Annotated in this window: 12 protein-coding genes; 10 read left to right on the plus strand and 2 right to left on the minus strand. The window is 56.4% G+C overall.

All coding sequences use genetic code 11. From position 1 onward, the window contains the following. The first annotated feature begins 41 nt into the window (after nucleotides 1-41). The gene (locus NR201_RS19535; protein WP_187495234.1) at nucleotides 42-1,181 is read left to right on the plus strand and encodes a glycerate kinase; all 1,140 of its coding nucleotides are present in this window, start codon (nucleotides 42-44) and stop codon (nucleotides 1,179-1,181) included. Between the two features lie 54 nt (nucleotides 1,182-1,235). Here the strand turns inward: NR201_RS19535 and barA are convergent, their stop codons facing one another. Next, on the minus strand, nucleotides 1,236-3,965 hold the full coding sequence (gene barA, locus NR201_RS19540; protein ID WP_010248580.1) for a two-component sensor histidine kinase BarA: 2,730 nt from the start codon (nucleotides 3,963-3,965) through the stop codon (nucleotides 1,236-1,238). A 94-nt stretch (nucleotides 3,966-4,059) separates the two neighbouring features. Between barA and rlmD the strand changes: the two genes are divergently transcribed. The 6 genes from rlmD to queE all read left to right on the plus strand — a co-directional run bounded on the left by rlmD (nucleotide 4,060) and on the right by queE (nucleotide 12,895). After that, nucleotides 4,060-5,376: a 23S rRNA (uracil(1939)-C(5))-methyltransferase RlmD gene (gene rlmD / locus NR201_RS19545; protein WP_256850085.1), complete on the plus strand. Its 1,317-nt coding sequence runs from the start codon at nucleotides 4,060-4,062 to the stop codon at nucleotides 5,374-5,376. 29 nt (nucleotides 5,377-5,405) lie between these two features. Beyond that, nucleotides 5,406-7,637, plus strand: coding sequence for a GTP diphosphokinase (gene relA / locus NR201_RS19550; protein WP_010248576.1), 2,232 nt, complete (start codon nucleotides 5,406-5,408; stop codon nucleotides 7,635-7,637). A gap of 158 nt (nucleotides 7,638-7,795) precedes the next feature. Then, nucleotides 7,796-8,584, plus strand: a complete 789-nt coding sequence (mazG, locus tag NR201_RS19555) for a nucleoside triphosphate pyrophosphohydrolase (RefSeq protein WP_256850086.1) — start codon at nucleotides 7,796-7,798, stop codon at nucleotides 8,582-8,584. Nucleotides 8,585-8,813: 229 nt separating this feature from the next. Continuing rightward, nucleotides 8,814-10,451 carry a glutamine hydrolyzing CTP synthase gene (gene pyrG, locus NR201_RS19560; protein WP_010248572.1) on the plus strand — a complete coding sequence of 546 codons (1,638 nt, stop codon included), beginning with the start codon at nucleotides 8,814-8,816 and terminating at the stop codon, nucleotides 10,449-10,451. A 76-nt stretch (nucleotides 10,452-10,527) separates the two neighbouring features. Then, on the plus strand, nucleotides 10,528-11,823 hold the full coding sequence (eno, locus tag NR201_RS19565; protein WP_010248571.1) for a phosphopyruvate hydratase: 1,296 nt from the start codon (nucleotides 10,528-10,530) through the stop codon (nucleotides 11,821-11,823). A gap of 400 nt (nucleotides 11,824-12,223) precedes the next feature. Continuing rightward, nucleotides 12,224-12,895, plus strand: a complete 672-nt coding sequence (queE, locus tag NR201_RS19570) for a 7-carboxy-7-deazaguanine synthase QueE (RefSeq protein ID WP_010248569.1) — start codon at nucleotides 12,224-12,226, stop codon at nucleotides 12,893-12,895. A gap of 109 nt (nucleotides 12,896-13,004) precedes the next feature. Here the strand turns inward: queE and queD are convergent, their stop codons facing one another. Beyond that, nucleotides 13,005-13,364 (minus strand): 6-carboxytetrahydropterin synthase QueD, encoded by a 360-nt coding sequence (gene queD / locus NR201_RS19575; protein ID WP_010248568.1) that lies wholly within the window; start codon nucleotides 13,362-13,364, stop codon nucleotides 13,005-13,007. Nucleotides 13,365-13,663: 299 nt separating this feature from the next. On the opposite strand from queD, the gene cysJ reads away from it, so the two are divergent. The 3 genes from cysJ to NR201_RS19590 are packed head-to-tail and all read left to right on the plus strand — an operon-like array spanning nucleotide 13,664 to nucleotide 17,927. Further along, entirely contained in the window at nucleotides 13,664-15,475 is a 1,812-nt protein-coding gene (gene cysJ, locus NR201_RS19580; protein ID WP_256850087.1) for an NADPH-dependent assimilatory sulfite reductase flavoprotein subunit, read from the plus strand. Then, nucleotides 15,475-17,196 carry an assimilatory sulfite reductase (NADPH) hemoprotein subunit gene (gene cysI, locus NR201_RS19585; RefSeq protein WP_022623798.1) on the plus strand — a complete coding sequence of 574 codons (1,722 nt, stop codon included), beginning with the start codon at nucleotides 15,475-15,477 and terminating at the stop codon, nucleotides 17,194-17,196. The genes cysJ and cysI overlap by 1 nt, the downstream gene beginning before the upstream one ends. Continuing rightward, a complete protein-coding gene (locus tag NR201_RS19590) occupies nucleotides 17,193-17,927 on the plus strand; it encodes a phosphoadenylyl-sulfate reductase (RefSeq protein WP_010248562.1) in 735 nt (244 codons plus the stop codon). Before cysI ends, NR201_RS19590 begins: the two co-directional genes overlap by 4 nt. Nucleotides 17,928-17,985: the final 58 nt, after the last annotated feature.

Genomic DNA, 17,985 nt, shown 5'->3' on the forward strand with positions numbered 1-17,985 from the left:
TTCAGAGCCGTTTCAATTACTCAACTGCGCTCGGATTGCCTATGAAAATCGTAATCGCACCGGATTCATATAAAGAGAGTTTATCCGCCCTGGATGTGGCATCGGCGATTGAAGCGGGTTTCCGTGACATCTTTCCCGATGCGCATTACGTGAAAATACCGGTCGCCGACGGCGGTGAAGGAACGGTAGAAGCGATGGTGGCGGCGACGAAGGGAAAAATCGTCAGGCTGAAGGTGACGGGGCCGCTGGGTACACAGGTTGACGCCTTCTATGGCCTGTCCGGCGATGAGTCCACCGCCTATATCGAAATGGCAGCGGCCAGTGGACTGGAGCGGGTGCCTGCATCGCAGCGTGACCCGCTGATAACGACCTCATTTGGCACCGGCGAGTTGATCAGACATGCGCTGGATAAGGGGGTCGGCCACATCATCATTGGTATCGGCGGCAGCGCCACCAATGATGGCGGAGCCGGCATGATGCAGGCGCTGGGCGCCCGGCTGCTGGACGACCAGGGCTGCGAGATCGGTCACGGTGGCGGTGCACTCGCCGATCTTGCCAGCATAGATATTGACGCGCTGGACACCCGCATTCATCAGTGCCGCATTGAAGTGGCCTGTGACGTCACGAATCCGCTGACGGGCAAAGAGGGTGCATCGGCCATTTTCGGCCCGCAGAAAGGGGCGACACCGGCGCTGGTGCAGCAGCTCGATCAGGCGCTGGCCCATTACGCCGCGATTATTCACCGCGATCTCGATATTGATGTGCTGCATATTCCGGGCGGCGGCGCAGCGGGCGGTATGGGGGCGGCGCTGCACGCCTTTTGTCAGGCGGAGCTGCGACGCGGCATTGAGATTGTTACTGAGGCGCTGGGGCTGGCTGAAGAGGTAAAAGATGCTGACCTGGTAATTACCGGTGAAGGGCGTATCGACAGCCAGAGTATTAATGGCAAGGTGCCGATCGGGGTCGCCAGCGTGGCAAAGCGCTTTAATAAGCCGGTGATTGGCATCGCCGGAAGTCTGACGGCCGATGTCGGCGTGGTGCATCAGCACGGGATCGATGCGGTATTCAGCGTGCTCTACAGCATCTGTACGCTGGATGAGGCACTCGCCAGCGCCGGAAAGAATGTTGAGATGACGGCGCGTAATGTGGCAGCCACGTTAAAGCTGGCCGGGTTTAACTAACCACCAGCATTACCCGGCCACTCCACATCGGCCGGGTTTAATTCACCGCCAGCCTTATCCAATCCCTAACAGCTGGCGGGCTTCTCGGGCGACGTTCTCCATCTCATCCTGCAGCTCCAGCAGTTCCGGCTCCAGCGCAGCGATATCGCTGGCCTCCAGCAGCTCTCTTTCCAGCTGATGGCAGAGTTGCTTCATGCGCGGCACGCCGCTGTAGCTGGCACTGCCGTGCAACTTGTGAATAATCTCACGCAAGGCGTTGACCTCATTGGTCGACATAAACTGCGCCATCTTCGCATGCACTTCCGGTAAAAATTCCAGCAGCATCCGCAGCAGATCGCGCGCCAGATCGGCTTTGTTCGCCGCCTGTCGCAGCGCCAGTTGCCAGTCCAGCGTGGGTAATATTGGCAGCAGTTCCGGCACGGTGACCACCGGTGGTGGCGTATAGCGCGCCAGCAACTGTCTTAACTTGCTCTCATCAATCGGTTTGGCAAGATAGTCATTCATGCCCGCCTTGATCAATTGCTCACGCTCGCCATCAATTGCATGGGCGGTGACCGCCACAATCGGTGTACTGGCATGATGCGGCATGCTGCGGATAATTTCGCTGGCGCGAATGCCATCGATGTCCGGCATCTGAATATCCATCAGAATCACATCCAGCGACTGCTGACGTGCTTCGCGGATGGCGTGTTCGGCGCTGCTGCACAGCAGGATGTTCTGCACCTGCTCCTCCAGCAGCGCGCCAATCAGCTTGAGGTTGGCGGGATTATCATCCACCGCCATCACCGTCAGCGGCAGCCGGGGTGAAAGCGGCAGTTCACTGATCTGACGGGTATGCAGATCCAGTAACATCGGCAGGAGTCGCGTCAGGGAGATCGGTTTAGCGATGCAACCGTCGATGCCGCGTACCTTCAGTTCATCCGCCAGCAACATCATCGGGCTGGGGAGCGCCATCAGCACGTTGTCGGCCCGATCCAGCAGCGCATTAATCATGCGTTCATTGAGCAGCTCGGGCTGACTGATGTCGACCGGCATCGCCATCAGCAGCAGCGGATAGTGAGACGCTTTTAAACCCTCCAGCGTTTCGCTGTAATCGATCTGCAATGGTGTGGCGCTTAACATCTCCAGTGCTGCGCTGGCAACGTTAGCATCCGCTTCAACATAGGCAATGCGCGCATGTGACAGCGCATCCAGCACGCGTGGCATGCCGGGCGCATTGGGATTGAGATCCAGCTGCACGCGAATCACAAAGGTGGAGCCCTTGTCCGGCTGACTGCTGAAGGTGATTTCGCCGCCCATCTCCCGCACCAGTTTCTGGGTGATCACCAGCCCCAGCCCGGTGCCGCCATGACGGCGCGAAATGCTGGCGTCAGCCTGACGGAACGCCTGGAAAAGCTGTGTCTGTTGCTGCTCAGAGATGCCGATGCCGCTATCTTCAACCTGAATCTCCAGCTCGACGCGCGACTGCGTAATCACCCGCTGTCCGACGCGCAGGCCGATATACCCTTTCTCGGTAAACTTGATGGCGTTGCCGATCAGGTTAATCAGAATCTGTTGCAGGCGCAGCGCATCGCCAATCACGTTGTCCGGCACGCTGCTGTCACACACCACCGTCAGCTCCAGCCCTTTGTCATGCGCCGACGGGGCCAGCAGCACCAGCGTTTCATCCAGTGTGGCACGCAGCGGGAAGGGGATCGCCTCCAGCATCAGTTTGCCCGCTTCCAGCTTCGAGAAATCGAGCACGTCATTGATAATACTAAGCAGGTTATTGGCTGAACGTTCAATGGTCTGCATATAGTCGCGCTGGGTGGTGCGCAGCTGGGTTTTCAGCATCTGCCGGGTAAAGCCCAGCACGCCATTAAGCGGCGTACGCAGCTCATGCGACATATTGGCCAGAAACTCAGATTTGATGCGCGCCGCTTCCTGGGCGCGTTTCTTCGCCAGATCCAGCTCAACGTTCTGAATCTCCAGCTGTTCCAGCGTCTCTCGCAGATCGTAGGTCGCCTGATCGATATTGTGCTGCATCTCTTCGTGATAGGCGGTCAGCGACATTGCCATCGCATTAATCCCGTTTTTCAGAATGCTGAGTTCACCCAGCATGTATCCCTCAACGCGGCTGTCGAGCTGGCCGCGACGGATGCGGTCAACGGTGGTGACCATATTGCGGATAGGGCCGGTGACATCACGCATCAGACGATAGGCAAACAGCATGGCCAGGCAGAGACAGAAGAGCAGCATCAGCGTGGCGACAAACACCTCTTTGTACTGCTGCAGGCGCACCGACTGCAGATCCAGTTCAATCGCCACGTAGCCCAGCGGATTGCCCGACGGCTTGGCATCTTCGTCCGGCAATTCATCCACATCGTAACGCTCGGTGGTGATCGGTGTGCGCAGAATCAATACGTTGCCGTGACGCTCCATGGAGACATCGTCGGGCAGGGCGCGGATATCATCCTGTTGCAGCAGGCTGAGGTTCTGCTTGTGATTGGAGGTGACGTAGAGTTGGTTGTGATTATCAAACACCGAGATCGCCCGGACGATGCCCGAATGGCGGCGGTGCAGCAGGCTGACCAGTTCACGCATGGCGTCACGATTGTGCCAGGTCATGCTGTATTCGCTGGAGATCGCCAGCGGTTCAATGATATTGGCTCCGGCATCGATCACCTGGCGCTGCAGTTCATTGTAGCGGTGCACCACAAAAAATGAGCTGAGCAGCAGGCCAACCATCAGCGTGGGTGCCAGAATTAAAATCATCATTCGCGCCCGCAGGCTGTATTTGGTCATAATAGTCGCCTGGCTACTCCGGCATTAACGTCCCTGTGCATGCTGTCGACAAAAACAATGCAGGTCGTTTTCGATAAAGAGAATTAATAACACTATGGCGCAATTTTACGTTGCAAAACAGCGCGTGACGACGCAACAACGGATCACCGTCACCATTGAGGCGCTCGATCCGTTCGGACAAGGGGTGGCGCGTCACAAGGGCAAAACCCTTTTTGTCGCCGGTGCCCTGCCTGGGGAACAGGCGGAGGTCATGCTGACAGAGGATAAACGTCAATTTGCCCGGGCGAAAGTGACACGACTGATTAGCCGCAGTCCGGCGCGCGTCACGCCGCGCTGCCCACATTATGAACGCTGCGGCGGCTGCCAGCAGCAGCATGCCGATGTGGCGCTGCAACAGCAGAGCAAAGCCCAGGCGCTGAGCCGGATGCTGCGCCAGGCCGCCGCACAAGACGTGGCGGTGGATGAGGTGATCGCCGGTCAGCCCTGGGGCTATCGTCGTCGCGCCCGTCTGGGGCTGCAATGGCAAAATAAGGCGCAGCGTTTGCAGATGGGCTTCCGTCAGGAAGCCAGCAACGATCTGGTCGATATTCAGCAATGCCCCATTTTAGTGCCCGAACTTGAGGCTTTACTGGTTCCATTGCACCAGTGTCTCAGTGACTTACGCGCTGTCAGGCGTCTCGGGCATGTGGAGCTGGTGCTGGCAGACAACGGGCCGCTGATGATTCTGCGCCATCTTGATGCGCTGCATGCGGATGACCGTGAAAAACTGGAACAGTTTTCGCATAAGCATGAGCTGATGCTGTTCCTGGATGCGGGCGAGGAAGAATTGAGTGCGTTAAGTAAGTCGACGCCGTTTTATCAATCTCACCAGCTTAAGCTAACCTTCAGCCCACAGGATTTTATTCAGGTTAACGATGGTGTTAATCAGCAGATGGTCGCGAAGGCAATTGCCTGGCTCGATCTGCAGCCGGAAGACCGGGTGCTGGATCTGTTTTGCGGCATGGGAAACTTCACACTTCCTATAGGAATCTTCGTACATAATGTGGTTGGTGTGGAGGGGATTGCAGCATTAGTGCGGCAGGCAGCGTATAATGCTGATTTGAATAATCTTAAAAATGTCAGTTTCTTTCAGCATAATCTGGAAGAAGAAGTGTCGCGCCAGCCGTGGGCGGCACAGGGATTTAACAAGGTATTACTCGATCCGGCACGCGCCGGGGCTGCGGGCGTAATGGCGCATGTGGTTAAACTTGCACCAGATCGCGTGGTCTATGTTTCGTGTAATCCCACCACACTCGCCCGCGACAGCCAGACATTGCTGTCGGCAGGCTACCAATTGGAAAGGGTCGCGATGCTGGATATGTTCCCACATACCCGTCATCTCGAATCCATGGTGCTGTTCAGAAAAACATAAGCGATGTATGTCGTTGTGCAGGAGAGGTTATGGTTGCGGTCAGAAGTGCGCATTTAAATACTGAGGGGGATTTCGCCCTCGACCAGTGGATCGCCAGTCTCGGTATTGCCAACCCGCAATCATGTCAACGTGTGGCCGAGACCTGGCGCTACTGTGAAGCGCAGACGCAGGGCCATCCTGATCAGTCGCTGCTGCTGTGGCGCGGTATTGAGATGGTTGAAATCCTCTCAATGCTCAGCATGGATATCGAAAGCCTGTGTGCGGCGCTGATTTTCCCGCTGGCTAACGATGAAGTGGTGAGTGAAGAGGAGCTGGAAACCGCCGTCGGCAAAGGCATTGTTTCGCTGGTACACGGCGTGCGCGATATGGATGCTATCCGCCAGCTGAAAGCGATCCACAACGACTCCATGGCCTCTGAACAGGTGGATAACGTTCGCCGCATGCTGCTGGCGATGGTAGAAGATTTCCGCTGCGTAGTGCTGAAGCTGGCTGAACGCATCATGAACCTGCGCGAAATGAAAGATGCGCCGGAAGATGAGCGGGTACTGGCCGCCAAAGAGAGCACCAATATCTATGCGCCACTGGCCAACCGTCTCGGTATTGGTCAGCTCAAATGGGAGCTGGAAGATTACTGCTTCCGCTACCTGCATCCCGACGAATATAAGCGCATCGCCAAATTACTGCATGAGCGGCGTATTGACCGTGAGCAGTACATCGAAAACTTCGTCAGCAATCTGCGCAAAGAGATGGTCAAAGAGGGCGTGCGCGCCGAAGTCTATGGCCGTCCGAAACATATCTACAGCATCTGGCGCAAGATGCAGAAAAAATCGCTGGCCTTTGATGAGCTGTTTGACGTGCGGGCGGTGCGCATCGTCGCCGATCGCCTGCAGGATTGCTACGGTGCGCTGGGTACGGTGCATACGCTCTATCGCCATCTGCCCAGCGAGTTTGATGACTACGTCGCTAACCCCAAACCCAACGGCTACCAGTCGATTCATACGGTGGTGTTAGGGCCGCAGGGCAAAACGGTGGAGATCCAGATCCGTACCCGCCAGATGCATGAAGATGCGGAGCTGGGCGTGGCGGCGCACTGGAAATATAAAGAGGGGCCAACTTCCAGCAGCGCGCGTGGCGCGGCCGGTCATGAAGAGCGGATCGCCTGGCTGCGTAAGCTCATCAGCTGGCAGGAAGAGATGGCGGACTCCGGCGAACTGCTGGAAGAGGTCCGCAGCCAGGTGTTCGATGACCGGGTCTACGTCTTTACCCCGAAAGGCGACGTGGTGGATCTGCCCGCTGGATCGACGCCGCTCGACTTTGCCTATCATATTCACAGCGACATCGGTCACCGCTGCATCGGCGCGAAAATCGGTGGCCGCATCGTGCCGTTCACCTACCAGCTGCAGATGGGCGATCAGGTTGAAGTGATCACCCAGAAGCAGCCGAACCCGAGCCGCGACTGGCTCAATCCGAATCTGGGCTACATCACCACCAACCGTGGGCGCTCGAAGATCCACAACTGGTTCCGCAAGCAGGATCGCGACAAGAATATTATCGCCGGACGGCAGATTCTGGATAACGAACTGAATCAGCTGGATATCAGCCTGCGTGAAGCCGAAAAACTGCTGCTGCCGCGCTATAACGTGACCTCGCTTGAAGAGCTGCTGGCGGCGATTGGCGGCGGCGATATCCGTCTTAACCAGATGGTTAACTTCCTGCAGGCGAAGCTGAACAAGCCGAGCGCCGAAGAGGAAGATCGCGAAGCACTGCGCCAGCTGACCCAGAAATCGTACACTCCCTCTTCACGCAAAGAGAGCGGACGCGTCGTCGTGGAAGGCGTGGGCAACCTGATGCACCACATTGCCCGCTGCTGCCAGCCGATTCCGGGGGATGATATTGTCGGCTTCATCACCCAGGGGCGCGGCATCTCTATTCATCGCGCCGACTGCGACCAGTTGGCTGAACTCATTTCGCATGCGCCGGAACGTATCGTCGATGCGGTGTGGGGCGAAAGTTACTCCAGCGGCTATTCGCTGGTGGTGCGCGTGACCGCCAACGATCGCAGCGGCTTACTGCGTGACATCACCACCATTCTCGCCAACGAGAAAGTGAATGTCCTGGGCGTCTCAAGCCGCAGCGACACCAAAAAACAGCTGGCGACCATCGACATGGATATCGAGATCTACAACCATCAGGTACTGGGACGTGTCCTGGCGCGTCTGAACCAGGTCTCTGATATCATTGACGCCCGTCGCCTGCACTGATATTCAGGCAGGCACTGAGGCAACCGGCAGCTGGAGGTTGCGCAGGCGTTTTCTGCACCACCAGACACGGCCGGACGCGGTGAATAGCGTCCTGCCGTGTTGTACGCTTTGCCTCTTCGCCCGTTGCCTGTCATCTCACTAATCAAGGATCCTCCTGAATGAACGCTATTGAGCGCCTGCTTGGCATAATGAAAACCCTGCGCGATCCACAACATGGCTGTCCGTGGGATCGTGAACAGACCTTCGCCACTATCGCGCCCTATACGCTGGAAGAGACCTACGAAGTGCTGGACGCTATCCAGCGCGAAGATTTTGACGATCTGCGCGGTGAGCTGGGCGATCTGCTGTTTCAGGTGGTGTTCTATGCGCAGATGGCCAGCGAACAGGATCGCTTTAATTTTGAGGATATCTGCCACGCAATCAGCGACAAGCTGGAGCGCCGTCATCCACATATTTTTGGCGATGCCACAGCAGAAACCAGCAGCGAAGTGCTGAAAAACTGGGAAGCGATAAAAACCGCTGAGCGGGCTGACAAAGCCCAGCATTCGGCGCTGGATGATATCCCTAAGGCACTGCCCGCACTGATGCGCGCCCACAAGATTCAGAAGCGTTGTCACAATGTCGGATTCGACTGGACCACGCTGGGGCCGGTGGTGGCCAAAGTGCACGAAGAGATTGATGAAGTGATGCACGAGGCGCAGCAGAGCGTGGTGGATGGTGAGAAGCTGGAAGAGGAGATTGGCGACCTGCTGTTCGCCACGGTTAACCTGTCGCGTCATCTTGGCAGCAAAGCAGAGACCGCGCTGCAAAAGGCCAACGACAAGTTTGAGCGCCGCTTCCGCGAAGTCGAAGCGATCATCGCTGAACAGGGGTTAAGTATGCCGGGTGCCACACTGGAGCAGATGGAAGCCGCCTGGCAGCAGGTGAAACGGGGCGAGAAGCGCTGATTATTCCAGCGCTGTGCATAAAGTCACCGCTTTCGCTTACTCGATTCAGCCTGACGGCAACTTTGTGACGCACGTCAACATTTCATTGGCGGCTATCGGCTATGTTAGCCGCAGCAATGCGTTGGAGGATGGCGGTGATTCATCAATTGTGGCTGATAGCGGTTTCCAGTATACTGTTTTCCCGTCCTGGTTATTCCACCGTCTTTAAACCTAAACTCTCAGGTTCAGCATGACAACGAATTATATTTTTGTGACCGGCGGGGTCGTTTCCTCTCTGGGTAAAGGCATTGCCGCAGCCTCCCTCGCAGCCATTCTCGAAGCCCGTGGTCTGAACGTGACCATCATGAAGCTGGACCCGTATATCAACGTGGATCCAGGCACCATGAGCCCGACGCAGCACGGTGAAGTTTTCGTCACTGATGACGGCGCTGAAACCGATCTGGATTTGGGTCACTACGAGCGCTTCATCCGTACCAAAATGTCGCGTCGTAACAACTTCACTACTGGCCGTATCTACTCAGAAGTCCTGCGCAAAGAGCGCCGTGGCGACTATCTGGGCGCAACCATTCAGGTTATTCCGCACATCACCAACGCCATCAAAGAACGCATTATTGAAGGTGGTGAAGGTCATGATGTGGTACTGGTCGAAATCGGCGGCACGGTCGGTGATATCGAATCACTGCCGTTCCTGGAAGCGATTCGCCAGATGGCCGTTGATGTGGGCCGCGAACACACCATGTATATGCACCTGACGCTGGTGCCGTATATGGCGGCTGCCGGTGAAGTGAAAACCAAACCGACCCAGCACTCGGTGAAAGAGCTGCTGTCGATTGGTATTCAGCCAGACGTGCTGATTTGCCGTTCTGACCGTGCCGTACCGGCCAACGAACGCGCTAAAATCGCCCTGTTTTGTAACGTCCCTGAAAAAGCGGTTATCTCGCTGAAAGACGTTGATTCCATCTACAAGATTCCTGGCATGCTGAAATCGCAGGGCCTGGATGACTATATCTGCAAGCGCTTCAACCTGAATGCACCGGAAGCCAATCTGGCCGAATGGGAGCAGGTGATCTACGAAGAAGCCAATCCGGGTGGTGAAGTCACCATCGGTATGGTGGGCAAGTATGTGGAATTGCCGGATGCCTACAAGTCGGTCATCGAAGCGCTGAAACATGGCGGCCTGAAAAATCGCGTCACCGTGAACATCAAACTGATCGATTCGCAGGATGTTGAATCACGCGGTGTCGAATTACTGAAAGATCTGGATGCGATTCTGATCCCGGGTGGCTTCGGTTACCGTGGCGTGGAAGGCAAGCTGATGACCGCGCAGTATGCACGTGAAAACAACGTGCCGTACCTGGGCATCTGCCTGGGCATGCAGGTTGCGCTGATGGAGTTCGCCCGCAATGTCGCCGGGATGCCGGGCGCCAACTCCACGGAATTTGTGCCAGACTGTAAATATCCGGTGGTGGCATTAATCACCGAATGGCGTGACGAAGATGGCAACGTCGAAGTCCGCAGCGAGCAGAGCGATCTGGGCGGCACCATGCGTCTGGGCAGCCAGCAGTGTCAGTTAACGCCGGGCAGCCAGGTTCGCCAGCTCTACGGCTCTGACACTATCGTTGAGCGCCATCGCCACCGCTATGAAGTGAACAATATGCTGTTAAAGCAGATTGAAGCAGCCGGTCTGCGCGTAGCAGGTCGCTCTGGTGATGATCAACTGGTTGAGATTATCGAGATCCCGAACCATCCGTGGTTTGTGGCCTGCCAGTTCCATCCTGAGTTTACCTCGACCCCACGCGACGGCCATCCGTTGTTTGCCGGCTTTGTTAAAGCCGCACATGAGCATCAGAAGCGTTTAGCGAAGTAAGTTTCACAGGCAGCGCGCGAACTTTTCGCGCGTTGCTTGTCTTAGGATTGACTAACTTGTACTGAGGAAAATCGTAATGTCCAAAATCGTAAAAGTCATCGGTCGCGAAATTATCGACTCACGTGGTAACCCGACTGTTGAAGCTGAAGTGCATCTGGAAGGCGGTTTCGTAGGCCTGGCAGCTGCACCATCAGGTGCCTCTACCGGTTCACGCGAAGCGCTGGAACTGCGTGACGGTGACAAATCACGTTATCTGGGCAAAGGCGTAACCAAAGCCGTTGCTGCAGTAAACGGTCCGATTGCTGAAGCGGTAAAAGGCAAAGACGCGAAAGATCAGGCGAACATCGATAAGATCATGATCGACCTGGACGGTACTGAGAACAAATCTAACTTCGGTGCTAACGCCATTCTGGCTGTTTCACTGGCAGCTGCTAAAGCCGCTGCAGCCTCTAAAGGTCAGCCGCTGTATGAGCACATCGCTGAACTGAACGGCACCCCAGGCAAATACTCTATGCCACTGCCAATGATGAACATCATCAACGGCGGCGAACATGCCGACAACAACGTCGACATCCAGGAATTCATGATCCAGCCGGTTGGCGCTCCGAACCTGAAAGAAGCCATCCGTATGGGTTCTGAAGTGTTCCACAGCCTGGCAAAAGTGCTGAAAAGCAAAGGCATGAGCACTGCAGTGGGTGACGAAGGCGGCTACGCGCCTAACCTGGGTTCCAACGCCGAAGCGCTGGCTGTTATCGCTGAAGCGGTAAAAGCAGCAGGCTACGAGCTGGGCAAAGACATCACCCTGGCGATGGACTGTGCGGCATCTGAGTTCTACAAAGATGGCAAATACGTTCTGGCCGGTGAAGGCGGTAAATCGTTTACCTCTGAAGAGTTCACCCACTTCCTGGAAGATCTGACTAAACAGTATCCGATCGTTTCTATCGAAGATGGCCTGGACGAATCTGACTGGGACGGCTTCGCTTACCAGACCAAAGTACTGGGCGACAAAATCCAGCTGGTGGGTGATGACCTGTTCGTTACCAACACCAAAATCCTGAAAGAAGGTATCGATAAAGGTATCGCTAACTCCATTCTGATCAAATTCAACCAGATCGGTTCTCTGACCGAAACTCTGGCTGCGATCAAAATGGCGAAAGACGCGGGCTACACTGCCGTGATCTCTCACCGTTCAGGCGAAACCGAAGATGCGACCATCGCTGACCTGGCGGTAGGTACTGCAGCGGGCCAGATCAAAACCGGTTCAATGAGCCGTTCTGACCGTGTTGCTAAGTACAACCAGCTGATCCGTATCGAAGAAGCGCTGGGTTCAAAAGCGCCATTCAACGGTCTGAAAGAAGTTAAAGGTCAGTAATGACTGTGCGTTGATGTCGCGCTAAGTGACATCATCGGCCTCTGAAGCCCCGCCTTGTGCGGGGCTTTTTGTTGGTGGCGGTGTTCAGACGCAGATGGCAAGGCCCGATCGCAAAAGCGGCATCTCTGCCGGCCCGGTCCGCGCGATTACGCACCTCATCCCTGAGGTGCGCCCCTTACCGGGCCAACGCTTTGCGTTGTTCAAAAACGCTTCCGGCGCTTTTGTCCTGAGCGCGGGACGCTTTGCTCTTCGGTCCTGGCCATCCACGTTTTGCGCCTGTCAGCCGTCTGAAGCCCCTCTTTTGGGTTTTGTCCGGCGCGGAGAAAAGGCACAACGCGTGGTTGAGCTGCGCGGCAAATCTGCCATAATCAGCGCCCTGTTTTTTTCAAGCGAGTCCGTAATGCAATACCCGATTAACGAAATGTTCCAGACACTGCAGGGCGAAGGTTATTACACCGGCGTGCCTGCCATTTTCATTCGTTTGCAGGGATGCCCGGTGGGCTGTAGCTGGTGCGATACCAAACACACCTGGGAAAAGCGGACAGATCGGGAAACGTCGCTGGGCGATATTTTGATCAAGACGGTGGAAAGCGACGCCTGGGGGGATGCCGACGCGGCGACCCTGGTGAGTGCCATTGCGCAGCAGGGCTGGACGGCGCGTCATGTGGTCATCACCGGCGGTGAACCGGCGATTTACGATCTGCGTCCGTTAACCACTGCGCTGGAGCAGCACGGTTTCCAGTGCCAGATTGAGACCAGCGGAACCCACGAGATTCACTGTTCCGAACGGACCTGGGTGACTGTCTCGCCGAAGGTCAACATGCGCGGCGGCTACGATGTTCTGCCCCAGGCGCTGAGCCGGGCCGATGAAATCAAGCATCCGGTGGCGCGCGAGCGTGATGTGGAAGCGCTGGATCGGCTGCTGGCAGGCATTGATGACACCAAAGCGCGTATCATCGCCCTGCAGCCAATCAGCCGCAAAGATGATGCAACCCGGCTCTGTATTGAGACCTGCATTGCCCGTAACTGGCGTCTGTCGATGCAGACCCATAAATATCTCAATATCGCCTGATCCTGATAAAGCGGCACGCAATGAGCCGTTAACTACAGGAAAGCGTTGAGCGTCAGAGGCAGGACGGAGAGAAGAGCCGCGTCGGATCGAAGAGTTCGATCCGACAGGGTTAGCCGCGGTAAACGCAGCCTGCGGTGCAGGTTTCTTTGATCATCACCGCGCTTAGCAGCGGCAATTGCGGCTTCATCTGATCCCAGATCCATTTCGCCAGCACTTCGCTGGTGGGATTTTCCAGGCCGGGAATATCATTCAGATAGTAGTGGTCCAGCCGATTGTAGACAGGCTTAAACGCCGCCTTCAGCTCAGCAAAATCCATAACCCAGCCGGTATGCGCATCCACTTCGCCGGTAATCTCCAGACGAACCAGGAACGAATGACCGTGCAGACGGCCACATTTGTGTCCGGCCGGCACATTCGGTAGATGATGCGCGGCTTCGAACTGGAACTCTTTAAACAAGGTGGTAGACATAATGGTTCTCAGACATTAAAAAACCGCTGAATTCTACCTGATTACCGCTTTTTTCGCACCCGAACCGCACAAACCGATACTTTTCCTGCGCGTTTATACAGTGGCGTCCAGCTAATTAACTGATATATCACCGCTTTGCTTACCACTTTTAACGATTATTCCTACCTGGAAAACCATTTAGTCATTTTGGTTATTTGATATGTCGAAGGTGTATTTAATCGTTAATATACGGACCGGTAACCTACGCACTCTTCCGCCATTTTACGGTCCGGACTTCTGATACTGGAATTTTTAACGCGATGACGACTCAGGCACCTGGTTCAATGCTTCCGCTCTCCCCGGAACAACTCGCTCGCTTACAGGCGGCGACGACAGATTATTCCCCGACTCAACTGGCGTGGCTGTCAGGCTATTTCTGGGGCAGGGTGGAACAGACCCCGGGTAGCGCCGTCGCCAGCACTGCATCTGCTCCGGCTCCGGCCGAAGCGCCCGCCATTACGCTGCTTTCCGCTTCCCAGACCGGCAACGCACGTCGTCTGGCTGAGCAGTTGCGTGATGACCTGCTGGCCGCAAAGCTGAACGTAAACCTGGTGAATGCCGGTGATTACAAGTTCAAACAGATTGGCCAGGAAAAAATGCTGGTGGTTGTAACCTCCACCCAGGGCGAAGGCGAACCGCCAGAAGAGGCGGTGGCGCTGCATAAATTCCTGATGTCGAAAAAGGCACCGAAAATGGAGGGTGCCGCCTTCGCAGTGTTTGGCCTGGGCGACACCTCTTATGAATTCTTCAGTCAGGCGGGTAAAGATTTTGACAGCCGACTGGCGGAGCTGGGCGGCGAGCGTCTGCTGGATCGCGTTGATGCGGATGTTGAGTATGCGGAGCAGGCCGCCGCCTGGCGCAATGCACTGACGGAAATTCTCAAGAAACGCGTTCCCACTGAATCCCCGGCGCAGGCTGCGGCGACAGCAGCCGGCAGCGTCAACGAAGTCACCACCAGCCCCTATACTAAAGAGTCGCCCCTCAGCGCGAGTCTGGCGGTGAATCAGAAAATTACCGGACGGGACTCAGATAAAGATGTGCGCCATATCGAAATCGATCTGGGCGATTCCGGTCTGCGCTACCAGCCTGGCGATGCGCTGGGCGTCTGGTATGAGAACGACGCGGCGCTGGTCAGCGAACTGCTGGAGCTGGTCTGGCTGAAAGGCGATGAGCCGGTAGAGGTTCAGGGGAAAACCCTGCCGCTGGCGGAGGCGCTGCAGAAGCATTTCGAGCTGACGGTTAACACCGCGCAGATCGTGGCGCAGTATGCCCAGCTGTCACGCAACGCGGAGTTGCTCTCACTGGTGGATGATAAAGCCAGGCTGCAGCACTATGCGCAGCACTATCCGATTGTGGATATGGTGCGCCTGGCACCGTCCGAACTCAGCGCTGAACAGCTGACCGGACTGCTGCGACCGCTGACGCCGCGACTCTACTCTATCGCCTCTTCGCAGGCTGAAACCGATACCGAAGTGCATATCACCGTCGGTGCCGTTCGCTTTGATATTGAAGGTCGCCAGCGTGGCGGCGGTGCATCGACCTGGCTGGCCGATCGCATCGAAGAAGAGGGCGAAGTCCGGGTCTTCATCGAACACAACGACAACTTCCGCCTGCCGGCTAATCCGGATACGCCGGTGATCATGATTGGCCCGGGCACCGGCATCGCGCCGTTCCGCGCCTTTATGCAGCAGCGCGACAACGACGGTGCCGGCGGCAAAAACTGGCTATTCTTTGGTAATCCGCACTTCACCGACGATTTCCTCTATCAGGTAGAGTGGCAGAAATATGTTAAGGATGGTCTGCTGACCCATATCGACCTCGCCTGGTCACGCGATCAGGCAGAGAAGATTTACGTACAGGATAAGATCCGCGCGAAAGGGGCCGAAGTGTGGCGCTGGATCGAAGAGGGCGCGCATCTTTATGTCTGTGGCGACGCGAATCGTATGGCAAAAGACGTCGAGCAGGCATTGCTGGATGTGGTGGTCGAACACGGCGGAATGGATCGTGAAACGGCCGACGAATTTTTAAGTGAGCTGCGCATTGAGCGCCGTTATCAGCGAGACGTTTACTAATGAGCGATAAACACCCTGGACCGCTGGTTGTAGAAGGCAAATTAGCAGACGCTGAGCGTCTGAAGAAGCAGAGCAACTATCTGCGCGGCACCATTAAAGAAGATCTGGAAGAGGGTCTGACCGGCGGTTTTACCGGCGACAACTTCCTGCTGATCCGTTTTCACGGCATGTACCAGCAGGACGATCGCGATATTCGTGCCGAACGTGCGGAGCAGAAGCTGGAGCCGCGCCACGCCATGATGCTGCGTTGCCGGTTGCCGGGCGGCATCATTACGCCGACTCAGTGGCTGGCCATCGACAAATTTGCCACCGATAAAACTATCTATGGCAGCATCCGTCTGACTAACCGTCAGACCTTCCAGTTTCACGGCATTCTGAAGAAGAACGTTAAGCCGACGCATCAGATGCTGCATGAGGTGGGGCTGGATGCGCTGGCGACCGCCAACGACGTTAACCGTAACGTGCTCTGTACGTCGAACCCGGTTGAGTCGGAGCTGCATCAGGAAGCGTATGAGTGGGCGAAGAAACTCTCTGAGCATCTGCTGCCACGCACCCGTGCCTATGCGGAGATCTGGTGGGATAAAGAAAAAGTCGCCACCACCGACGAAGAGCCGATCCTCGGTGAAACGTATCTGCCGCGTAAATTCAAAACCACCGTGGTGATCCCGCCGCATAACGACGTGGATCTGCACGCCAACGATCTGAACTTTGTCGCTGTCGCCGAGCACGGCAAGCTGGTGGGCTTTAACCTGCTGGTGGGTGGCGGGCTGTCGATTGAGCACGGTAACAAAGCGACCTATGCGCGCACCGCCAGCGAGTTTGGCTATTTCCCGGTGGAGAAGATCCTCGACGTTGCCGAGGCGGTGGTCACGACGCAGCGCGACTGGGGTAACCGTACCGACCGTAAAAACGCCAAAACCAAGTACACCCTGGAACGCGTTGGCGTCGAGACCTTTAAAGCCGAAGTTGAAAAACGGGCAGGCGTGACGTTTGAGCCGATCCGTCCTTATGAGTTCACCACCCGTGGCGATCGCATTGGCTGGATTAAAGGCATCGACAACAAATGGCACCTGACGCTGTTTATCGAAAATGGTCGCCTGCTCGACTATCCGGGCCGACCGCTGAAAAGCGGCATCGCTGAAATTGCGAAAATCCATCAGGGCGATTTCCGCCTGACCGCTAACCAGAACCTGATTGTGGCGGGCGTGCCGGAAAGCGAAAAAGCGCAGATCGAAGCAATCGCGCGCGAACATGGTCTGATGGATCACGTTACGGCACAGCGCGAAAACTCGATGGCCTGCGTGGCGTTCCCGACCTGTCCGCTGGCGATGGCAGAAGCCGAGCGCTTCCTGCCTGCCTTCGTGACCAAAGTGGAAGGGATCATGCATGCGCATGGCGTTGGTGATGAGCACATAGTGTTACGCGTTACCGGTTGTCCCAACGGCTGTGGCCGTGCCATGCTGGCTGAGCTGGGTCTGGTGGGTAAAGCGCCAGGTCGCTACAACCTGCATCTGGGTGGAAACCGCAGCGGAACGCGTATTCCCCGCATGTACCGTGAAAACATTAACGAAAGCGAAATTCTCGCCACCATTGATGAGCTGGTGGGACGCTGGGCCACTGAGCGCCAGGCCGCTGAAGGCTTTGGTGACTTCACCATCCGCGCGGGCATTGTTGCGCCGGTGCTGGACCCGGCACGCGATTTTTGGGAGGAAGCAAAATGAGTCACCCCGACCTCGCAGCACTGAATGAGATGTCCAAAGTCCAGCGTGCTATGGCGCTGGCCGCGACCAATGCGCAGCTGGAGAAGTCATCAGCGGAAGAGCGGGTCAGCTGGGCACTGGAGAATCTGCCGGGTGCCTACGTGCTCTCCTCCAGTTTCGGTATTCAGGCCGCGGTGTCGCTGCATCTGGTGACGCGTCAGCAGCCCGATATTCCGGTGATCCTGACCGACACCGGCTATCTGTTCCCGGAGACCTATCGTTTTATTGATGAGCTGGCGGACCAGCTCAATCTCAACCTTAAAGTGTTCCGCGCCGAAACCTCACCGGCCTGGCAGGAAGCGCGCTACGGCAAACTGTGGGAGCAGGGCGTCGAGGGGATTGAGAAATATAACGAGATCAACAAAGTTGAGCCGATGAATCGCGCCATTGAAACCCTGGGCGCGCAGACCTGGTTTGCCGGATTGCGGCGCGACCAGTCGGGCAGTCGGGCGAATCTGCCGGTGCTGGGCGTCCAGCGTGGCGTCTTTAAGCTGCTGCCGATTATCGACTGGGATAACCGCCAGATTCATCAGTATCTGGAACAGCATAAGCTGAAGTACCATCCGCTGTGGGATGAAGGCTATCTTTCCGTGGGCGATACCCATACCACCCGCAAGTGGGAGCCGGGTATGGCAGAAGAAGAGACGCGCTTCTTCGGCCTCAAGCGCGAGTGTGGTCTGCACGAAGGCTGACGCAGGACTTCTCTCCCCGCACACAGGGAGAGAAGTTTTTGGCTGCAGTCAGGCGGAA

Origin of the sequence: Pantoea sp. Fr-CA_6 (genome assembly GCF_024520895.1) — a bacterium.
GTDB classification, from domain to species: domain Bacteria; phylum Pseudomonadota; class Gammaproteobacteria; order Enterobacterales; family Enterobacteriaceae; genus Pantoea; species Pantoea agglomerans.

Bases quoted from the DNA above. Each gene is read 5' to 3' on its own strand.
- rlmD (WP_256850085.1), top strand. From the start codon at position 4,060: ATGGCGCAATTTTACGTTGCAAAACAGCGCGTGACGACGCAACAACGG.
- relA (WP_010248576.1), top strand. From the start codon at position 5,406: ATGGTTGCGGTCAGAAGTGCGCATTTAAATACTGAGGGGGATTTCGCC.
- queE (WP_010248569.1), top strand. From the start codon at position 12,224: ATGCAATACCCGATTAACGAAATGTTCCAGACACTGCAGGGCGAAGGT.
- pyrG (WP_010248572.1), top strand. From the start codon at position 8,814: ATGACAACGAATTATATTTTTGTGACCGGCGGGGTCGTTTCCTCTCTG.
- mazG (WP_256850086.1), top strand. From the start codon at position 7,796: ATGAACGCTATTGAGCGCCTGCTTGGCATAATGAAAACCCTGCGCGAT.
- eno (WP_010248571.1), top strand. From the start codon at position 10,528: ATGTCCAAAATCGTAAAAGTCATCGGTCGCGAAATTATCGACTCACGT.
- cysJ (WP_256850087.1), top strand. From the start codon at position 13,664: ATGACGACTCAGGCACCTGGTTCAATGCTTCCGCTCTCCCCGGAACAA.
- cysI (WP_022623798.1), top strand. From the start codon at position 15,475: ATGAGCGATAAACACCCTGGACCGCTGGTTGTAGAAGGCAAATTAGCA.
- NR201_RS19590 (WP_010248562.1), top strand. From the start codon at position 17,193: ATGAGTCACCCCGACCTCGCAGCACTGAATGAGATGTCCAAAGTCCAG.
- queD (WP_010248568.1), bottom strand. From the start codon at position 13,364: ATGTCTACCACCTTGTTTAAAGAGTTCCAGTTCGAAGCCGCGCATCAT.
- NR201_RS19535 (WP_187495234.1), top strand. From the start codon at position 42: ATGAAAATCGTAATCGCACCGGATTCATATAAAGAGAGTTTATCCGCC.
- barA (WP_010248580.1), bottom strand. From the start codon at position 3,965: ATGACCAAATACAGCCTGCGGGCGCGAATGATGATTTTAATTCTGGCA.